8 protein-coding genes are annotated in these 19,029 nt (G+C 33.9%); all 8 read right to left on the bottom strand.

Annotation, left to right across the window (positions count from 1 at the left end; genetic code table 11):
• Positions 1 to 23: 23 nt before the first annotated feature.
• Positions 24 to 4,079 carry a hybrid sensor histidine kinase/response regulator transcription factor gene (locus tag AC3IPI_RS17585; protein ID WP_489154524.1) on the bottom strand — a complete coding sequence of 1,352 codons (4,056 nt, stop codon included), beginning with the start codon at positions 4,077 to 4,079 and terminating at the stop codon, positions 24 to 26.
• Positions 4,080 to 4,343: 264 nt separating this feature from the next.
• Positions 4,344 to 7,076, bottom strand: coding sequence for a DUF4962 domain-containing protein (locus tag AC3IPI_RS17590; RefSeq protein ID WP_489154526.1), 2,733 nt, complete (start codon positions 7,074 to 7,076; stop codon positions 4,344 to 4,346).
• Positions 7,048 to 8,427 (bottom strand): sulfatase family protein, encoded by a 1,380-nt coding sequence (locus AC3IPI_RS17595; protein WP_039112145.1) that lies wholly within the window; start codon positions 8,425 to 8,427, stop codon positions 7,048 to 7,050. The genes AC3IPI_RS17590 and AC3IPI_RS17595 overlap by 29 nt, the downstream gene beginning before the upstream one ends.
• A gap of 180 nt (positions 8,428 to 8,607) precedes the next feature.
• Complete coding sequence (locus AC3IPI_RS17600; RefSeq protein ID WP_489154529.1) at positions 8,608 to 8,946, bottom strand: hypothetical protein; 339 nt, start codon at positions 8,944 to 8,946, stop codon at positions 8,608 to 8,610.
• A gap of 28 nt (positions 8,947 to 8,974) precedes the next feature.
• Positions 8,975 to 10,402, bottom strand: coding sequence for an alpha-L-fucosidase (locus AC3IPI_RS17605; protein ID WP_489154531.1), 1,428 nt, complete (start codon positions 10,400 to 10,402; stop codon positions 8,975 to 8,977).
• Between the two features lie 11 nt (positions 10,403 to 10,413).
• Positions 10,414 to 12,300, bottom strand: coding sequence for a RagB/SusD family nutrient uptake outer membrane protein (locus AC3IPI_RS17610; protein WP_489154533.1), 1,887 nt, complete (start codon positions 12,298 to 12,300; stop codon positions 10,414 to 10,416).
• Between the two features lie 16 nt (positions 12,301 to 12,316).
• On the bottom strand, positions 12,317 to 15,466 hold the full coding sequence (locus AC3IPI_RS17615; protein WP_039112141.1) for a SusC/RagA family TonB-linked outer membrane protein: 3,150 nt from the start codon (positions 15,464 to 15,466) through the stop codon (positions 12,317 to 12,319).
• A gap of 1,460 nt (positions 15,467 to 16,926) precedes the next feature.
• The gene (hepC, locus tag AC3IPI_RS17620) at positions 16,927 to 18,909 is read right to left on the bottom strand and encodes a heparin-sulfate lyase HepC (RefSeq protein WP_489154536.1); all 1,983 of its coding nucleotides are present in this window, start codon (positions 18,907 to 18,909) and stop codon (positions 16,927 to 16,929) included.
• Positions 18,910 to 19,029 lie beyond the last annotated feature (120 nt).

Genomic DNA, 19,029 nt, shown 5'->3' on the forward strand with positions numbered 1-19,029 from the left:
TTTTACACTGTATTTTGGTAATATTATTTTTCATCATTTAGCTTGGCTAAATATTCACTTGGCATGCAACCATAGTATTGCTTAAATGCTGTTGAGAAATATGAAGGCGAGTTAAAACCGCACATATAAGTAATTTGTGCAATAGTATGCCGCTTGTTTTGCATTAGCTCGACTGCTTTTTTAAATCGTATTCTTTTTATAAAATCCATAGCCGATTCTCCTGTAATTGCCTTTAATTTTAAATAAAGGTTGGATCTGCTCATTCCGATTTCCTTACTGAATTTATCTACTGTAAATTCCGAATCGGCTAAATGTTCCTCGACAATATTTATGGCTTGTTTTAAAAATTCTTCGTCAAGGGCATTAAAAGCAATATTTTCAGGGACCATTTCTTTTCCAGCCGAATAGTATTCCTTTAATCGTTTACGGGAACGTAATAAGTTTGCAATTTTTGCGGCAAGCAAATTTGGCGAAAATGGCTTTGTGATATAATCATCAGCTCCCATTTCTAATCCTTTTATTTGTTGGCTCGTTTCTGTTTTTGCAGTTAAAAGCATTAATGGAATGTGTGATGTATTGATGTTTTGTTTTACACGTTTACAAAAATGCAATCCGTCTAGTTCTGGCATCATTACATCGCTAATAATGAGGTCAAATTGTTGAATTTCTAATAGTTCCAGTGCCATCTGTCCGTTGTAAGCAACTACAATTTCATACATCTTGCCCAAATAATCTTGCAGGTAATCCAGAATCTCTTTATTATCATCTACAATAAGTAGTTTGATTATTTGATCTCCATCGGCAGTTTCATCTATTAAAATTTCATTTTCCTGCAGGAGTATATCATCTTCTATAACAAGATTATCGTCTGTTACCATAGATAACTCATATACAGAATCTTCTACACGCGAATCATTTATATATATAGTTTCTGAAGTAGGAATTGCTACAGTAAAAACTGTTCCTTTTTCCTTTGTACTTTCGGCAATGATTTCGCCATGATGTAGTTCGACCAATCGTTTGGTAAAAGCTAAACCAACACCCGAACCCAAATTCATTTCTTTATTATTTACCTGATAAAAACGATCAAATACTTTAGACAAATCATCCTCGCTTATTCCAACTCCTGTGTCTGCTACTTTTATAAATACTTTTTCATTTTCCTTTAATAATTCTACTTTTATGCTTTGACCACTTTGGGTGTATTTAAATGCATTTGAAAGTAGATTAAACAAGATTTTCTCCATAGCATCTTTATCAAAAGAAAATATAAGTTGCGTTTCTGATGAATGATAGGTGTAATGAATGTGATTTTTTTCGGCAAGTGGTTTAAAGGATTCAAAAATCTCATTGGTAAAACTCACAAGGTCGCTTTTACCTACTTTAAGTTGGCGCGTTCCCATTTCGGTTTTTCTAAACTCAAATAATTGATCAACCAGGTTATATAATCTTTTGGCATTGATAAACATGAGTTCATGTTTCTTTTTGGATGTTTTATCTGCAAATGGTGATTTTAATAAATCTTCCAGAGGTGCCAAAATCAATGTTAAAGGTGTTCTTAGTTCGTGAGATACATTGGTGAAAAAATCCATTTTTACCTGATTAATATAACTCACTCTTTCTTTATCTATTCGTTCTAGTTTTAATTGTTGTAGCGCTTTTATACGCTCAGTAATCATTCTGAAAGCAATATATGCCGCTGTACCAATAATTGCCAACAGCAATAAATAAAACCATATTGTTTTATACCATGGAGCAAGAATTATAATTTTTAAACTTCTTATTGGGCTCATTTCTCCGTTAGGTCCCATTGCTTTTATTTGCAAATTGTAATTTCCTGCGGGCAAATTACTATAGCTTATTTTTAGCTCATCGGTACGTTGCCAATCTTTGTCGAGTCCATCTAATTTGTAATAATAATGGGTACGATTGGCAGATATGTAATTAAATGTATTAAAAAAGATACTGAATTGTTTGTATTCTGGTCCAATCTCTAATTCTTCGGCCTGATCGATATGTTGTTCGAGTATATTTGTTTCATCATCTACAGCAACTGTTTTATTTAAAACTTCCAGCCCTGTGAAACTAAGTTTTAGCGGAAGTAATTGCTGCTTAACCATTGCAGGATAGAAATAAGAAATACCTTTTATTCCTCCAAAAAGCAACATTCCATCTTTGGCTTTATAGAATGAATACTCATTAAATTGCTTGTTTTGAAGTCCGTCACTTTCGTCAAAAGTTTGTACAGAACCACTGTCTGGATTAAATTTAATTAATCCGCTATTAGTCGAAATCCATAAATTATTATCTTCATCTGGAATTATGCCGTAAATAGTTCCTTTTACAAAGTCATTTTTTGTTTTAAAACTGATAAAAGATTCCTGCGTTTCATTATATAAACTCAATCCTTCTCTAGTACCAATCCATATTCTGTGCTTTTTGTCTTCGGTAATACAATTGACAATATCTTCGCTGACTTTTCCGTGTCCGATGTTTCCAAATAATAGATTATCAGGATAAAACAGTGTAACTCCGTTAGTAGTTCCAATCCAGATTCTATGCTTACTATCTTCATAAAGAAAAGTAATATCATCAGAAGTTGGTCGTTTTCCGGCTTTATCTAAATGAATATGTGTAAATGATTTTGTTTCTGGATGAAATTGATCTAATCCTGATCTTGTTCCTACCCAAATACGTCCTTTATGATCTTTAAGAATACTATAAACTAAATCGCCCGCAATAGAACTTGGATTGTTTTCGTCGTGGCGAAAGCGCTGCACATGACCACTATTTGGGTTTAATAAATTTAATCCGCCGTTGTGAGTCCCAATTAATACATTGCCGTTATCATCAAAAGCAATGGCTTTGATATTGTTAGAACTTAGACTATTTGGGTTATTCTCGCTGTTTGAATAATAGCTGATTGTATTATTGTTTTTGTTCCAATAATTTACTCCTTTGTCATTCGTTCCAATCCAAAAATCACCTTTTGGATCTTGCTTTATAACACCGATAACTTCGTCATTTAAAGAAGGTTTACCAGAGTTCTGACTTAGTAAATTGAACTTAATATCGTTTTTATGATAGTAATTGAGTCCACCATAATACGTTCCTAACCAAATTCCGTTTTGATTATCCTTAAAGAAACAACGCACCGAGTTCTGACTAATGGTGTAAGGCTGTGATATTTGGTGGTAGTAATTTGCAAAAGAATTTGCCTTAGGATTAAAAATAGTAAGCCCTTTAAAAGTTCCTAGCCAAATATTTCCTTCGGTATCTTTACCAACACATCTTATATTATTATCGGCTATACTGTTTGTTCCTGAGTTGTGCAGGAGGGAAGTAGCTTGCCCGTTTTGGCTATTATATTGTATTACTCCATATCCTTCGGTTGCTACCCATAATTTGTTCCCATCTACATAAACATCATTAATATAAGGCTTTTTTGCTCCTAGATTAATTTTGATTAATTCGTGTGTTTTTGGTTTTAATTTAAAAAGCCCAACATCTGTTCCTAAAATAATTTGTTGTTGCCAAACGCCGATATAGGCAATTTTTTTTACTTCATGTGATGAGGCATTAAACTTTATTGTTGTAAAATTTTCGGCTTCGGGAGTAAGCATAAATACATCTCCTGCTATTGATGTAGCCCAGATTCTATGCGCATTATCTTCTGTTATTGATGATATATACCATTCTCCAAGACTACGCGGAAGTTTATAATTAACAAAATTGTCTGTATCGTAATTATAAACGCTGATTCCTTGGTTTCCTCCAACCCATAATTGCCCTTTATGATCCTTAAACAAGCTTCGGATGTAGTAGGATTGTAAGCTGTTTTTAGCTCCTTTTACGGGTCTGTATACTTTAAACCCTTTACTATCATAACGATTTAAACCATCTTGAGTTCCAATCCAGATAAATCCGAGTTGATCTTGCTGAATTGCAAAAACTGAACTTTGCGATAAGCCTTTATCAACCGAAATATTACGAAAATATCGGTCTTGCACTTGGGCGTGACTTTTTATTGCAAAAAGTACAGTGCATAAAAGGGTTATTATAGCAATCTTTTTCTTCATGGTAGTTTAAATAATTCTTGTTTTATCCTGCAAGGTCTTTTTTTGACCTTGTAGGTATTGTAATTAAATTGTGATGATTTTCACAAATTCTATTTTCATTTTTATTTTGGCTAAAGCCATATTATTCATCATCATTTCTTAAACCCCAGCTAAAGCAGGAAGCTATTCAATGCGTTAAGCTGAAGCAATCTAACTTTTTTTTTACTTTAAAAATATAATAAATTTCGATTAAATGAACTTAGATAACTTGTATGGTTCACTTTTTTAATTCTTATCGTATTTAGCTACATCTGGCAATTCATCTACAACCTCTTGTTTGTTTACTTTAGAACCTTCCATTTCTAACAAAATAGAACTTCCCATAACTTTAGGGATATATGTTTTTCCTTGAAATTTAATTGGTAAACCACCATAATTAAATAATGATTTTACTGCTTTGCCAGCTACTTGTAATGAGGCTGGTTTTTCTCGATTTAATTGTGCTTGTATTTCCCAATCTCCAACTTGTAAATTATATAATCCATCTATGTTTGAAACCGTTTTAATTACTTCAGTTTTACCATCTTTAACTTGTATAATGGTTAAATATCTGAATTTCGGTTTAGATTCTGATGTAATTCCTGCGTGCCATTGGTCTTTAAAATCTTTTATTTCGCCTGTATCATTGGTTACTTTGTTCCAATTAACCGCTGCTTCAAAAAATTTGTTGTGTACCTTCATATTCAAAGGACTATTAGCAAAAACACTTGCAGTTACGCTACCTAAATCTGTTTTTACCGTAAAGTTTTGTTGGTTTGTGTTTTCGGTATTTTGTGCTTCGATTGTGTAATAGGGGCAATGAAATTGTGTTGTCCATTTTACAGGTTTCTTAGCTTCTAGTTCATCATACAATACAATATATCCACCATCTAGTTGTAACATATGTCGGCGATATAATGTTACTCCCGGATCTCCGTAACCATTTTCTTTATTTGGAACTACATTAATTTGATTGAATCTATTCAGCCAAAATTCACTTTTAATTTCGCCATAAGCGTTACTTGCGTCACCTAATGCATATTGAATATGTTGTCCAGAAATAGCACGTGGTGTCCATCCGTAACCTTCTTCTCCAATTTTCTGACTCAAACTATCCGCCAAAATTGTATTATATGCCTTGGATGTACGATAATACAAAAGGTTATGCTTATCGCTAAAGTTGCTATAATATCCAGTTCCACCAAAGATTACTTTCCCTTTAAAGTTTACTGTAAATGCATTTTGCGAAGCATGCCCATGTCCTGAAGCACCAAATGGACTACTGAATAAATAACTGCTTAGTGTTTTATCGGCTTTAGCCAAATCTTCGTGCATTGCTATTACTCCGACATCACCAAACTTGCGTGTTTTAGGCAAATCAGTAGGCAAGGAAACAGGTAAATTTCTATTTGGTTTAAAGTTTAATAATCTAAATAATAAGTAATCATCTGTGCCTCGAAAATAATCTGGATGATCTTTTTTTATTCTATCTACATACCAGTTTAAATACGGGTTATCTATTTTATAAGTAAGCGCATCTGCAAACCAAGCTTCTCCTTTTACAATGTATGGTATGTTTTCCCACATGTCCCCAATGGCGGTACTTGCCCCATCATTAGGATGTGTATATAACATATAATAAGGTAGATTTTGCATCCACGGTAGTTTAAAATAATCTACGCCACTAAAATCTCCAAACATTTGAGAAAGGTAGATAATAGATTTAAAGTTTACTCTAAAATAGCCATTCCCTTCATGCCAACCTCCATCGGTTGTGCCTAATACCGGGAAACGTGCCGACCAGACTTCGTACATATAGGTAAGCCATTCTTTGGCTTCGGGCACATCATTTATAACAGCTACTGTTGCAATGGCTAAATTGCGCATGGTGATTTGCCATACGTGATTGTCACTTACATGCAACTCAAAACGGTTTGGTAAATGATTATAAACTCTTTGTGCTCTAAGTGTAATTATGTTTTTGAATAATTCTTTTTCTTGTGGATTTAAAAAATCATATCCTGCATCGTAAAACCATCCTAATGCTTCGAGAACTGCACCGCTTGTAAAATCATCTCCTGTGGCTAAACCATCGGGATCCATATTAGCAATATTTAATGCTCTGCGTTTTGCATCTAAGATAAATCGTTTGTCCTTGGTTAATTGATACGCAATACACAAATTACGGACTGGTGTACCTACTGCATCACCAAAACCATGGTACATTCTTTCAATAATTAACTTTTTTTCCAATGGATTTTTTCCCGTTGTATCAATTACTCTTTGAGGTTTCTCTGTAGGAAGGGGAGCTAACATCAGTTTTTCAGCGAAAGCGATAAACGTTTTGGCTTCTAGATTTTCCAGATTATTTTTATAAAAATCTTCACCTATGCGATTCATATCCCATAATAGGGGATGTGAACCTTGGTTTCGTTTTAGCACTTCGGTTATTGGTGGAGATACTTTTTCATTGGCATATTTAGCATCAATTACAAAATCATAAACAGTAGACCAGGTCCAATGATTGCTGCCTTTTAAAGCATACGCATATTTCCAGTACCATTTTCCTGGTTTTAATGATTGATGTAACGGATAAACAGCCCAACGCTGTTCTGAACTAGTAAGCAGCTCTTTTGTAAAATTTATATCACTTGCCAACATTACTTTGTAACGTACATTGCCAATATTAGGATCTTCTGGTACTGCACTTCCGCTTTCCATAGGTTTTACCATGGTTTTACCATTGGTTGCAGGCCAAAGCAGGGCTGGAGCATTCGTTGGCACCGTTATTCCGTTTATAGGATAAGGCCATTCGCGTACTCTCGAATGCAGTTTTTCTACGTTTAATTTGATTGTTGCTGGTTCTTGTTGACTAAACGCGTTAAACGTGATTAACAATAACAAAGCAATTATTTTTTTCTTTATCATGATTCTTTTCTTTTCATCTGATTTATAATCCTGATACGAAAGTGTCTCCATTTATTTTGCACCAATTTTTTAAATAATTGCGCATTTCTACGAGTTTCTTTTTATGTGATTTATTTACTGCCAGATTAGTTATTTCTCCCGGATCTTTGCTCAAATCAAAAAGTTGCTCTTTAATCTCTCCTTTATTATAAACAATATATTTATAATCTTTAGTAATTACGGCACGACCACTTATACCTAATAATTCTTCGTTATCGGCAAAATCAGTTTCTATAACTAGTGTATCACGTAAGTCTAGCGCTGGATTCTCAATTTTTTTACTAATATCAATTCCTTTTAAATAGGTAGGTTTTTCTACGCCAGCAAATCCACAAATGGTTGGGATTATATCGATACCATTACAAACCAACATATCATCGGTGCGAGGTTCCCATTGTCCTATTTTTGAAATGATAAAAGGTACTTTTGCGGCTTCTTCATATAATATTTGCTTTTGGTTCCAGCTATGACCTGCATAACCATCGCCGTGATCTGCTGTAAAAACAATGATGGTGTTTTTTTCGATACCATATTTCTTTAATGATGCCAATACCATTTCGATATAATTATCTACTTTTTCGACTAAGCGATTATACGCCCAACGGTATTGTCTCCATTGGTCTCCGCTCCAGTTTACAGTAGGATAGGTGCGGGCACTTACTTTTTGCTGATCACGTACTATTTGTGGTTCGTTATCTGGAATTCTCCAGTTAATCGGCAATGGCGGACACTGATCAACTGGAGGTGTTTTGGCCAATACATCCATTTTTAAATCTTCATCTCTTGCCCATTCGCAAATATCATGAGGATTTAAAAATGAAGCTACTAGCAAGAACGGGGTGTTTTTATTCTCTTTGATAAATCGGGCACAAAATGATGGTGTAGCTGCATCATTATAATCTTGAAAATTGGTGTTCTCGATATATTCAAAACCATGTTGACTCTTTTTTGTAGTAGGAACTGGTAAATGCCATTTACCTACGTAACCTGTTTTGTATCCTCCGTTTTGGAAGATTTTGCCCATCATTAATAAATCATCTGGCCATTGTCCGTCTTTTTCTGGTGCATTGCCAATAAATCCTGTTTCATAGGGCATTTTTCCACTAAAGATTGCAGTACGGGATGGCGTACAAAGTGGTTGTGCACAGTAGGCTTTGGTAAAACGAACTCCGTTTTGTGCCAGCTTATCCATTGCGGGTGTATGTAAGTCTTTGTTACCCGCAATACTCATCGCATCAGCAGTTTGCTGATCGGTCATGATAATGAGAATATTTGGACGTTCTTTGGTTTGAGCAATACTCATTAATGGAGTAATTATCAATCCTAGTACGCATAAAAGCAAAATGTTTATTCTAAATTTCATATCTACTTATATTATATAGATTATTTTTTTTGCTACCCTTTAAAACCACAAAACGAATTTAATCATCAATGTTTAAATAGGGTTTTAATTTTGTTCAAAATGATATTAAATTCAATTAAAACCCGTATTCAGCAACTTTCTAGTTTGGTAATTCACTAGAAAAGATTCAATTGACAATTATTATTTCTTAGACTTATCGCTTAATGACTTTCCAAAATCTCTCCAAATTTGGAATTCTTCGGGAGTTAGAATTAATTTTTCTTTTACAGATATCTCTTTTCTCCAAGCTTGTAGTTTTTCTTTTTTTTGTTCTTCGGTAAGTGTTGCGTCTTCTTTTATTGCTTTTTGAGTTTTTCCGTTCTCTGCAATTAAATTATGCATTTTGAGTTTGTTTTCATCACTAAGTTTCATGACTGTAAAAATAGAATCTCTTAATATTTTCATATTTTGAGGCTTGCTTTGTCCAAATGTAACTGTAGTCATTAAGGCGAAGCTTAATACCAATAGTATGTTTTTCATAATCATAATTTTTATTTGATTGATTTTTTTAAAATGCAAAAGCTAAAGCAGCTGTTTGACTTCCTACTAATTCTTTTGGTATTTCTATCACAACAGAATCTCCTTCTTGTTTCCAAACTACATTTTTACCTGTAGAAATTAGTTTTATTTTTTTTCCATTTGTTGGGATATTTCCTTTCCATTTTATTGTTGCAGGAATGGTTGTTCCTTCTTTTATACAAGAAATAGCATATTTCTTTTTCCCATCTTTAGATTGTGTAAACCAAGTCGAACCATCGTTATAGTTTTCAGTGATTCGTGTTCCATAAATGGCTTCACCATTCACTTTAAGCCAAGCACCAATTTCTCCTAATGGTTTATTTATATACTCCGGAAATTCACCTTCTGCGGTTGGTCCCCAGCCTAAAAGTAGGTTACCACCTTTGGCTACAACTTCTACCAACGTTTGTATTATCCAAGTTCCTGATTTTATTGGAGCTTTTTTTGTATATCCCCAACCTTTAGCTATGGTAAGACAAGTTTCCCAAGGATCTTTTAATTGTACTTTTGGTATCGTTAATTCTGGTGTACGATAGTTTTCATAAGATCCGTGTACGGTTCTGTCTACCACTAAAATCCCAGGTTGTTTTTCTCTTGCCATTTTAGCTATTCTAGGCATATCTACATCTTGTGGATAGGGAGGATAGTAAGATTTGCTACTTTGCACATATGCTTTTTCCATTTCTCCTGGCTGAGGATTTCTAACCCAACCACCATCTAACCATAAAATATCTACTTTGCCATAGTTGCCTAAAACTTCCCCTATTTGATTGTAAGTGAAATCTTTAAATTTTTTCCATTGTTTTGGAAATTCGTTTGTGTTATAATTTGCATTACGATTTACTGTTGCAAAACGTGGCCACCAAAAATATTCTGAATGCCAATCGGGTTTAGAAAAATAAGCGCCAATCATCATACCTTGTTTACGATATGCTTCAAAAATATATTTGGTTACATCGGCTTTTGGGTTGTTTGCAAATGGCCCATTGGTAACTTTAAAATCGCTCTGTTGAGTATCGAACATCGAATAGCCTTCATGATGTTTGGTCGTAAATACCAGATATTTCATTCCTGCATTTTTAGAAATTTCAGCCCATTTTTCGGGATTAAATTTAACAGGATTAAAGCTTTTTGATTGATCCCAATACCATTTTTTATATTCTTCGTATGTTTTTGTAGTATCTCTTCTTTTCCAAAGTTCGTTAACCAAAGGCCACGATTCATTCATGGCGGTTATATTGTAAAGTCCCCAGTGTAAAATAACTCCAAATTTTAAATCCTGCCATTTGCCTAATTTTTCACGAACTAATGGATCTGTAGGATATTCGTATTCGCCAGAAGCTTCGTGAACATCTACTTGTGCTTGCCCATAAAGTGGAAGAAAAAAAATGACTAATAAAACTATTATTTTATACATAAGTTTATAAATTAATATTTAGGATTCTGACGCGTAATTGACTTATTTACATCTGTTTCATTTTGAGGAAACGGATATAATTCATGCTTACCGCTTACAAAGTTTGTTACAGATGGATAAAAATAACCCGAACGAATCAGTTTTACTGCTGCACTTGTCTCGGCTATTTTATCTGCCAAAATTCCCCATCTTATTAAATCGGCTCTACGCATACCTTCGTTACTAAGTTCCCAAGCTCTCTCTTGTTGTAATGCCTTAAGAAAATTAGCTTTGCTTAATCCAGTTGTAAGATTCATTTCTGTAGTTGTTAGTTTTGGTAAAACTCTTGCTACAGCAGTTGCTCCAGAACCTTTTCCGTCTACACTGGTAATCGTTACAGTAGGCTCAGATGTATATCCATCTCCTGAACGTAACATACCAATTGTGCTAATACCACCACTTGCTAGTGTAACTACTGCAGCCGCAGCATCGGTACCACCGCCACCAGTAATTTTTATCAAAACATTGGCTGCCGATGTATATCCTGTTCCTTTGTTTTTTAAATCAATAGCAATTCTGCTACCTGCTATATCACCACCAAAAGCTCTTTTTCTTACCTGATTAATGGCATCATAAGCAATAGTATTTGGTCCTTCATTTAATTCATTTTCTACTTCGGCACGCATTAACAATAAGTCTGAATAGCGCATCACCACCCAGTTTATATGGGTATAAGATCTCTCTTGCGTAGAATTAGTTTGATATTCTCTATTCCATTTTGCAGCTGTCCAGCTTTCGTCTTGTTTTGCGGTTAAAAGGGCTACTTTATTTCCCTGTGCATTAATTGTATAGGTTGCTATAGAGAAATCTCGTCTTTGATCTCCTTCGGTAAAGCTATTATAAAATGGTTTTGGTACTAAGCATCTGCCTATACTAGTAGGATAAACACCATTTGATGTTAATGCTCCATTAAAATATCCAACCCAAGATCCATTCTCTTTTGCTCCGGCAGAATTAAAAAACGCGACCTGAAAAATGTTTTCGGTAGGTTCTAAAACGTGCAGACATTGGTTTTTAAATACTTTAGAATAAGATGGATTTAATTTATATGGATTTTGCGCCATAATATCATTAATTTCCTTTTGTGCTAATTGGTAATATTCTTTGTAATTAGCTGGGCGTTTGATCGTTCCATCTGCATTTAAGGAATATCCACCTGCAAAAAGAGCCACTCTGGCAAGCATGGCTTTTGCAGCCCATTTATTAACGCGTTCATCTACTGGTGTTTGAACTGGCAAGACAAGCGCAGCTTCTTGCATATCTTTTATGATTTGTGTGTATATTTCATAACGATCTACAAGTCCTCCTCTAAGATTATCTCCTGGTTGTGAGCTTTTTGTTTTAAAAGGAACATCTCCCCATAAACGTACTAACTCTGAATAGTAAAAACCACGCAAAAATTTTGCTTCGCCAATCATTCTGTTTAGTTGATCTTTTTCAGCTTGACTTCCATTTAAATACGAATCCATTTTAGGTATTCTCTCAATCACCACATTTGCTCTGTCTATGCCTTCGTATAATTTACTCCATACAAGGTAGAATGTGTTTGTTTGAGAAATTCCCTGGTAATGTGCTACAGTACGCCAATCATCAGAACCTATTCCGCTTAATTGACCAATATCTGTATCGGCATCAAAAGTTAAAGACATATTCCAACCATAACTATCTACAGATGACATTGGCTCATAAACTCCTAATGTTGCCATATAGGCTTCATTTATATTACTAAAAAAAGCATCCGTTGTAAAGTAGGAGTAAGGTGTTACTTCTAGATCTTTTTCGCAAGAATTAAGCGGTAATAGTAGGCAAGTTATCCCAGCTATTGCAATTGTTTTAAAGGAGAATATATATTTTTTCATTTTTTTAAGCTTTAAATTATAGTGAGATATTTAAACCTGTAAGGAAGGTTTTGCTTCTTGGATAAGCACTAAAATCGACTCCTCTTGTTATGGCGCTATTTATAACACTTACCTCTGGATCATACCCTGAATATTTGGTAAATACGTACACATTATTAGCAGTAAAATAAATTCTTAAGTTTGAAATTTTCGTACTACTCAACCATTTTTTTGGAAAAGTATAGCCTAAACTTATATTGTTGATTCTCAAGAATGAACCATCCTCTATAATATCACTATACAAACGTCCTGTTGAATTACCATTAAATGCGGGATTCTTTTTGCCAGCATTTAGAGCTTCTAGTTCAGCAGGATTAGTAACACGTTGTCCGCTTGAATTAATAGTTGTCCATCTATCAGCATATACCGCAAACGTGTTTAGGTTTTCCTGATTAAGCCTTGAATTGTTAAGCATATTTGCATTATAGATATCATTACCTACTGAGAAATCTAAAAATATACTAAGATCTAATCCTTTGTAGCTAAATGTATTATTTAAACCTCCTGTATATTTAGGATTAGAATTTCCTATTGCAGTTCTGTCAAGATCATTAATTACACCATCTGGCACACCGTTTGGCCCGCTAATATCTTTAAATTTTATAAATCCAGGTTGCACCACAACATTATCGCTAACCACACCCGATTTTAAAGTATAGGTATTAAGCGTAGGGTTATAATCAAAATCACTTACCTGATACAAACCATCTCTTACATAACCGTACATAACTCCAACTGGTCTTCCTACTTCAAGTATATAATCATTTGCATTGGTGTAACTATTTGTTATTAAAGAGTTTTCTCCTTCGCTTAAAGCAAGTACTTTAGTCTCATTAAAGGCGATATTAAAACTTGTATTCCAACTAAAATCAGCTTTTTTGATGTTTACAGTATTTAATGTAAATTCTAAACCACGGTTAGAAGTTGCTCCAATATTCTGAAACTGCTTTTTAAAACCAGAGCTTGCTGGTACACGTGTGTTATAAAGTAAATCTTTAGAACGGTTTTCATATACCTCGGCTGTAAGTGAGATGCGTTGTTTAAAAAATCCTAAATCTAAACCTATATTAGTCGATTTTGTAGCTTCCCATTTTAATTGTGGGTTAGGAATATTATTTTGATATGCTGTAATATTTGATTGATTATTAATAGGGTAGGATCCTAAATTAAAAATACCTAATGCTGCATAATTTGCAATTCGGTTGTTTCCAGCTTCACCATAACTTACACGAAGTTTTAAATCTGAAAATTCAGGTATGCTTCTCATAAAATCTTCTTCGATAATTCTCCATGCAGCAGATACTGAAGGAAAATAACCCCATCGGTTATCTGCACCAAATTTTGAAGATCCATCGGCTCTTATACTTGCTGCAAATAAATATTTATTTTTGAATGCATAACTTGTTTTTGCAAAAAATGACAACATTTTATCATCCTCAGCATATGATGTTGGGATTCCGGCAATCGTACCTAATTGTAATTTATCCCAACCTAAGTTTACATCTGGAAATGCACTTGCACTTGCATTAATTCCTTCGGAATAATTATAAATATATTCCTGACCTGCTGTAACATCAAACTTATGATTTTTAGCAAAGGTATTGCTGTATGTTAGGACATTGTTATAGTTTAAACGGTTAGATGTGGTGTAAGTAACTCCACCATTAGGTCCGCCGCTTCTGATAGCCTGAATACCTCTGGCATCGTTAAAATATTTGTCGCTATTATTATTATCTGTATAACTAACTAATCCGCGATATACCAACTTAGGAGTTAAATTATACTGAAGTTGAAAATTCATATTAAGAGACTTTTTAATCGCTTCTCTTTTCTGACTATCTATTGTAATCGATGGACTCTGAAATATAGGTGAATCCTGATTATCAAATGGATCTACAACAAGGGTTTTAAGATCTTCATCTACACCATTTTTCCCTATTGTAGGGCGGTATTGTAGCAAAGTTTGCAACATACTTAATCTTGCATTTCCACCTTCGCCTGTATCTAATCCTGTTATTTTTTGATTGGAATAGTTAACAATTGCGCTAACAGTTAATTTTTTACTCACATTATGAGTTACTGCCAATTTTGCAATATTTTTTACCGATTCGCTTCCTAACATAATACCCTGATCATTATTTACAGAATAAAAAGCATTGAAGTTAGTTTCGCTTCCGCCACCGCTGAAACTTATTTTGTGATATTGAGTTTCTACAGCTTTACCGAAAATTTCTTCTTGCCAGTTAATACCCGGTCTGTTTTGATAAAGAGATGCTAATTCATCATATGTACCAAAATTTTTCGTGAATTTCTGCAATTTTGCATCGTCAGTCGCTCCTTCGTACATTAATTGAACATAATCATACGGTTTCATTACGTCAAGTTTTCTGGCAATCGTTTTTATTCCCCCATAAGTATCATAACCAATTGTCAGTTTTCCGCCTTTTGGTTTTTTAGTCGTAATAAGAACAACTCCGTTTGCACCCTGAGCTCCATAAATAGAAGTAGAGGAGGCGTCTTTTAAAACATCTACAGATTCTACATCTGTTTGATCAATAAAGCCTAATCCGCCAGTTTGAGCCACTCCATCTACAACATACAATGGTTCGTTACTTTGTGTAATAGATGTTCCTCCTCTAATCCTTAACGAAGGTTCAGATCCTGGTGTTCCATCGGCCATTGTAACTTGCATACCTGCTATACGACCTTGCAAAGCTTGCGCAACGTTTTGCACTGGCATTTTTGCAATTTCTTCACCTTTTAAAGATGATATAGCTCCCGTAAGATTTTTTCTTGATTTTGTTCCGTAACCTACAACAACTACTTCGTCTAGATTATTAGCATCATCTACTAATTTTGTATTTATAGTTGTTCTGTTTTTTACATTTATTTCTGCCGTTTTTGTTCCCATAAAACTAAATACCAATGTTGCATCTGGTTTTACTTTAATTTGATACTCTCCATCCATAGATGTAATCGTACTGTTTTTAGTTCCCTTTTCGTAAACTGTTGCTCCAGGCAATGGTAATTGTTGGCTATCAGTTACAACACCCTTTACGGTTATAGTCTGTCCGTACGTAACTTTACAAACTAGTAGCAACAAAAATAAAAATATAGTCCTTTTCATATTTTTTGTTTAAACTGGAATAAGTTTTACCCTCTTATTTCCTAATTGATATTATTTAAATTGATATTCGATTTTGATTTATAAATTTTGTTATTTCTCAAAAGATATTCATCAAATAATTTTTCATGAGCTTTATATAAACTCTAAATTAGTTTTTATCATAAGTTGGGTTTTTAGTGTTAGTTAATATGGTTATTTTTTTTAATCAATTATTGAATTGTTATCGGTTTAATCAATTATAACAATTTGTTAACTGGGAGAAAAACGCTGGGGAGTTTTGCGTCTGGTAAATAAAAACGGAGGTGTGTTGGTTTATTCATTTTGTGGCTTATTTAAATTTGATTTTGGTTTAACAAAAACAAATATATACATCAAGGGTACATCAATGTTTTGAATACGTCCAAAATACTATTGAATTTGATTAATACGCCCTTTAAACAAAGGAAAAACAAGAAAAAACTTAAACTATTTTAGCTTCAATTTTTGAAGAAAACACCGCTATTACTGGACAATTTTGAGATAGAAAGTAGGGGAGAATGGTTAAATAAAATTTAATGAAATGTTAAGTAAATTTGACCAATAAAGGGAATTAAGTACTACTTTTATTGCAATTTTGATTGAGAATTTGATATTACATTTCTCTTTTTTATATGGGATTGATTTTTTTAAATCTATTTAACAATAAATAATTCAAAATTTTGGAAAAATGAAATCCTGATGAGTTGTTTTCTGTTCATAAGGAGTCTTTTTTAGGTGCAGATTCCGCAAAGTTTTACGAGTTTTTCTATTAATTTTCTGTTGTGGATTGCCTATATAGGCACGCGGATTAAACTGATTCGCTATCGCGAAAACACAATCCCGAAGCGTCGGGACGGATTTTTTCAAATAACTATTCTATTTTTTTTCTACGTTTTCAGCTCCAAATAACCACAAAATTGTCATCCTGACGAAGAAAGGATCTCCGCAAGTAACTCGACATGCGATGCCTATATTGGTACACGGATGATACGGATTCGCTAAAGCGAAAACGCTGATAAAAACGGATTTTTTCAAATAACTATTCTATTTTTCGCCTACGTTTTCAGCTCCAAATAACCACAAAATTGTCATCCTGACGAAGGAAGACACGAGCGATAGCAAACTGGCGAAGCAATCTCCGCAAGTAACTCGATATATAATGTCCATATTAGTACGCGGATGACGCGGATTCGTTAGAGCGAAAACACGATCCCGAAGCGTCGGGACGGATTTTCTCTCATCACAATACAAAGTTTCTGACGAGATTTAGATTGTTTTAAAATCCGTCCCGACGCTTCGGGATCAGCGTCTTTACTTATGTAAATCTGCGTCATCCGCGTACTATTTTAGCTCACAGATAAGTTTGAAACATAAAAAAACGCCTAAAAATTACTTTCTAGACGCTTTTACAAACTGAACTACTTGTTTATAATTAGAATGATTTAGTCATTCAAACTAGCTTTTATATCACTTTTTTTGCCATCAACAATAATACTCAGGTCTATGTTTCCTTTTTCAAAATCATTACCTGTATTTGGTTTAATACTGATTTCTGGAGCTTTATTGCCATCGTAAGGATATACTACACTTATAAATTGTTGTGTTTTATCATCATTCTTTGGTTTCTCGAAAGCAAAAGCGGGTCTTGCCGTTTCTTTTGCGTATGAATAGGATACTTTTCCTTCTTCTTCATTTAGTACAACTTTATCACTATTTAATGACTGAATTAATAGGTTGTTACCATCTGCATATGTAGTATATACTCTATTATTGGCTTTATCATAAACAGGTTTACTATCTTCTTTTAACTGAAAATGTACTCCTAAATTCCCTGTTGCTTTACCTATTGCTTTATCAATTATTATAAAATATTTTTCGTTGATAAAAAGTACACTACGCTCGTGGTTTAAACTTGTATAACTAGGGTTTGTATACGTTAGTATATCTAGATTTTTACTCGTTTTCCATTTCTTTTGCTCTGCTTTGGTAATAACCATATTCTGATTATCTAAGGTAAGCGTACTATGAACTCTTGTTTGGCGGAACCAGTTTCTCATTTTGGTAACTTCGGCATCTCCGCTGTAAATATAACAACCACTATCTGGTGTAAAATTGCGTCCTTTTACCCAAAGTTCAAAAGTTCCGTTATCAGGTTGTGCATGAAACTCTGCAGGTGGTCCAGCTTTTAAAACTAGTATGGTTGCTTTATTATCCCATCCGTTTCTAAATGTGTAAAAACCTCCATTTGGGAATGCATTCGATAGATAATCAGGTAGTTTACCCGATGCTCCTTCTGTAGCATAATATTCGATAAGTCCGTCTTGTGGAAACATTTTTGACCAACTTGAAAATTGTTTGATTCTTACTTTTTTATCGACTACCCAAGTATCACCAAACATAGGATAGTTATAGTCGGGAAAAGATATATTGGCTGTAACATAAACCATCTTTTCGATTGTTTTAATGTAGGATTCTGGAAATTCTTTTTCTACACCCGCCATTTTTGCAGAATTATATGCTTTTGTAAAAATTTCGATACAACCTACATGATACGTTGGTGAAAGTTCCCATTGTACACCATCGGCAAATACTTGTAGTTTTATTTCGCGGTTCAGGATTTCGATACCACTTTTGCGCCATTCTTCAGCTTGTTTAAATTCAGGAAAAAATGCTCCTGCGCCTAATACACGCTGTGCTTCAAACAATAAATGATTTCCTTCTTTACTATAATGTTTAGGGATATAAGCTGTTTGCTTATTAAAACTATTTAAGAATTCCAGTAAGAATGCCGGTGTAAAATTTGGCGAAACTACAAATAAATTAAATGTTCCAGGAAAACTCTGTATACGTTCAGAAACTTCTAACGGACGCCAAGCTATACCATCATTTTCTTTAGATCTTCCTAAATAATTTTTCTTTTCCCAATCGCGAAACTGGAAAACCCATTCTTTGGCATATTTCTCATCTCCGCTTACGCGATATGCCATTCCCATAGATTGCCACCAGGTTACGCGGTGTAATTGCCAGCGAATTTCATTGTCTTTTATAGGCCAATAATCCCAATCGATATCTTTGCCATAGTCAAAAAATCCATATCCTTTATGCGGCTGAAATTTATGTAATAAGGCATTGTCTGCTTTTTCCTGATTGGCTTTACCAATATCTTTTCCTTTAAAACGGGCTTCATCACCAACATTAAAATCAGGATGTTTGATGTTTTTACGATTGCGGTAATAGATAAGTAATTCTTTGGCTGCATCATCATACTTTGCTTCAGTAAAAAGTTTGTTTACTTTTTCTAAACCGGGATAGGCAAGATTAATGTTGTCAAAACTTGCCTTGGTAATAGGCGCTTCTTGTGCATTGGTTAAGCAAAATGTCATTAGCATAAAAAATAATGCTGCTGTTCTTTTTAAATTTATCATTGGTTTTTAATTAAATAGATTTAATTTCTGTAATAATTAAGTAGCTATTTATATTGATATTTTATGTCAAAAATAGCTTCTTAATGTCTTTATTTATTCATTAAATTGATTAAAGTTTTT

The organism is Flavobacterium sp. GL_143 (assembly GCF_057834355.1).

Coding starts and splice junctions, on each gene's coding strand:
- AC3IPI_RS17605 (WP_489154531.1), bottom strand. CDS start 10,402: ATGTATAAAATAATAGTTTTATTAGTCATTTTTTTTCTTCCACTTTAT.
- hepC (WP_489154536.1), bottom strand. CDS start 18,909: ATGATAAATTTAAAAAGAACAGCAGCATTATTTTTTATGCTAATGACA.
- AC3IPI_RS17595 (WP_039112145.1), bottom strand. CDS start 8,427: ATGAAATTTAGAATAAACATTTTGCTTTTATGCGTACTAGGATTGATA.
- AC3IPI_RS17585 (WP_489154524.1), bottom strand. CDS start 4,079: ATGAAGAAAAAGATTGCTATAATAACCCTTTTATGCACTGTACTTTTT.
- AC3IPI_RS17590 (WP_489154526.1), bottom strand. CDS start 7,076: ATGGAGACACTTTCGTATCAGGATTATAAATCAGATGAAAAGAAAAGA.
- AC3IPI_RS17615 (WP_039112141.1), bottom strand. CDS start 15,466: ATGAAAAGGACTATATTTTTATTTTTGTTGCTACTAGTTTGTAAAGTT.
- AC3IPI_RS17610 (WP_489154533.1), bottom strand. CDS start 12,300: ATGAAAAAATATATATTCTCCTTTAAAACAATTGCAATAGCTGGGATA.
- AC3IPI_RS17600 (WP_489154529.1), bottom strand. CDS start 8,946: ATGAAAAACATACTATTGGTATTAAGCTTCGCCTTAATGACTACAGTT.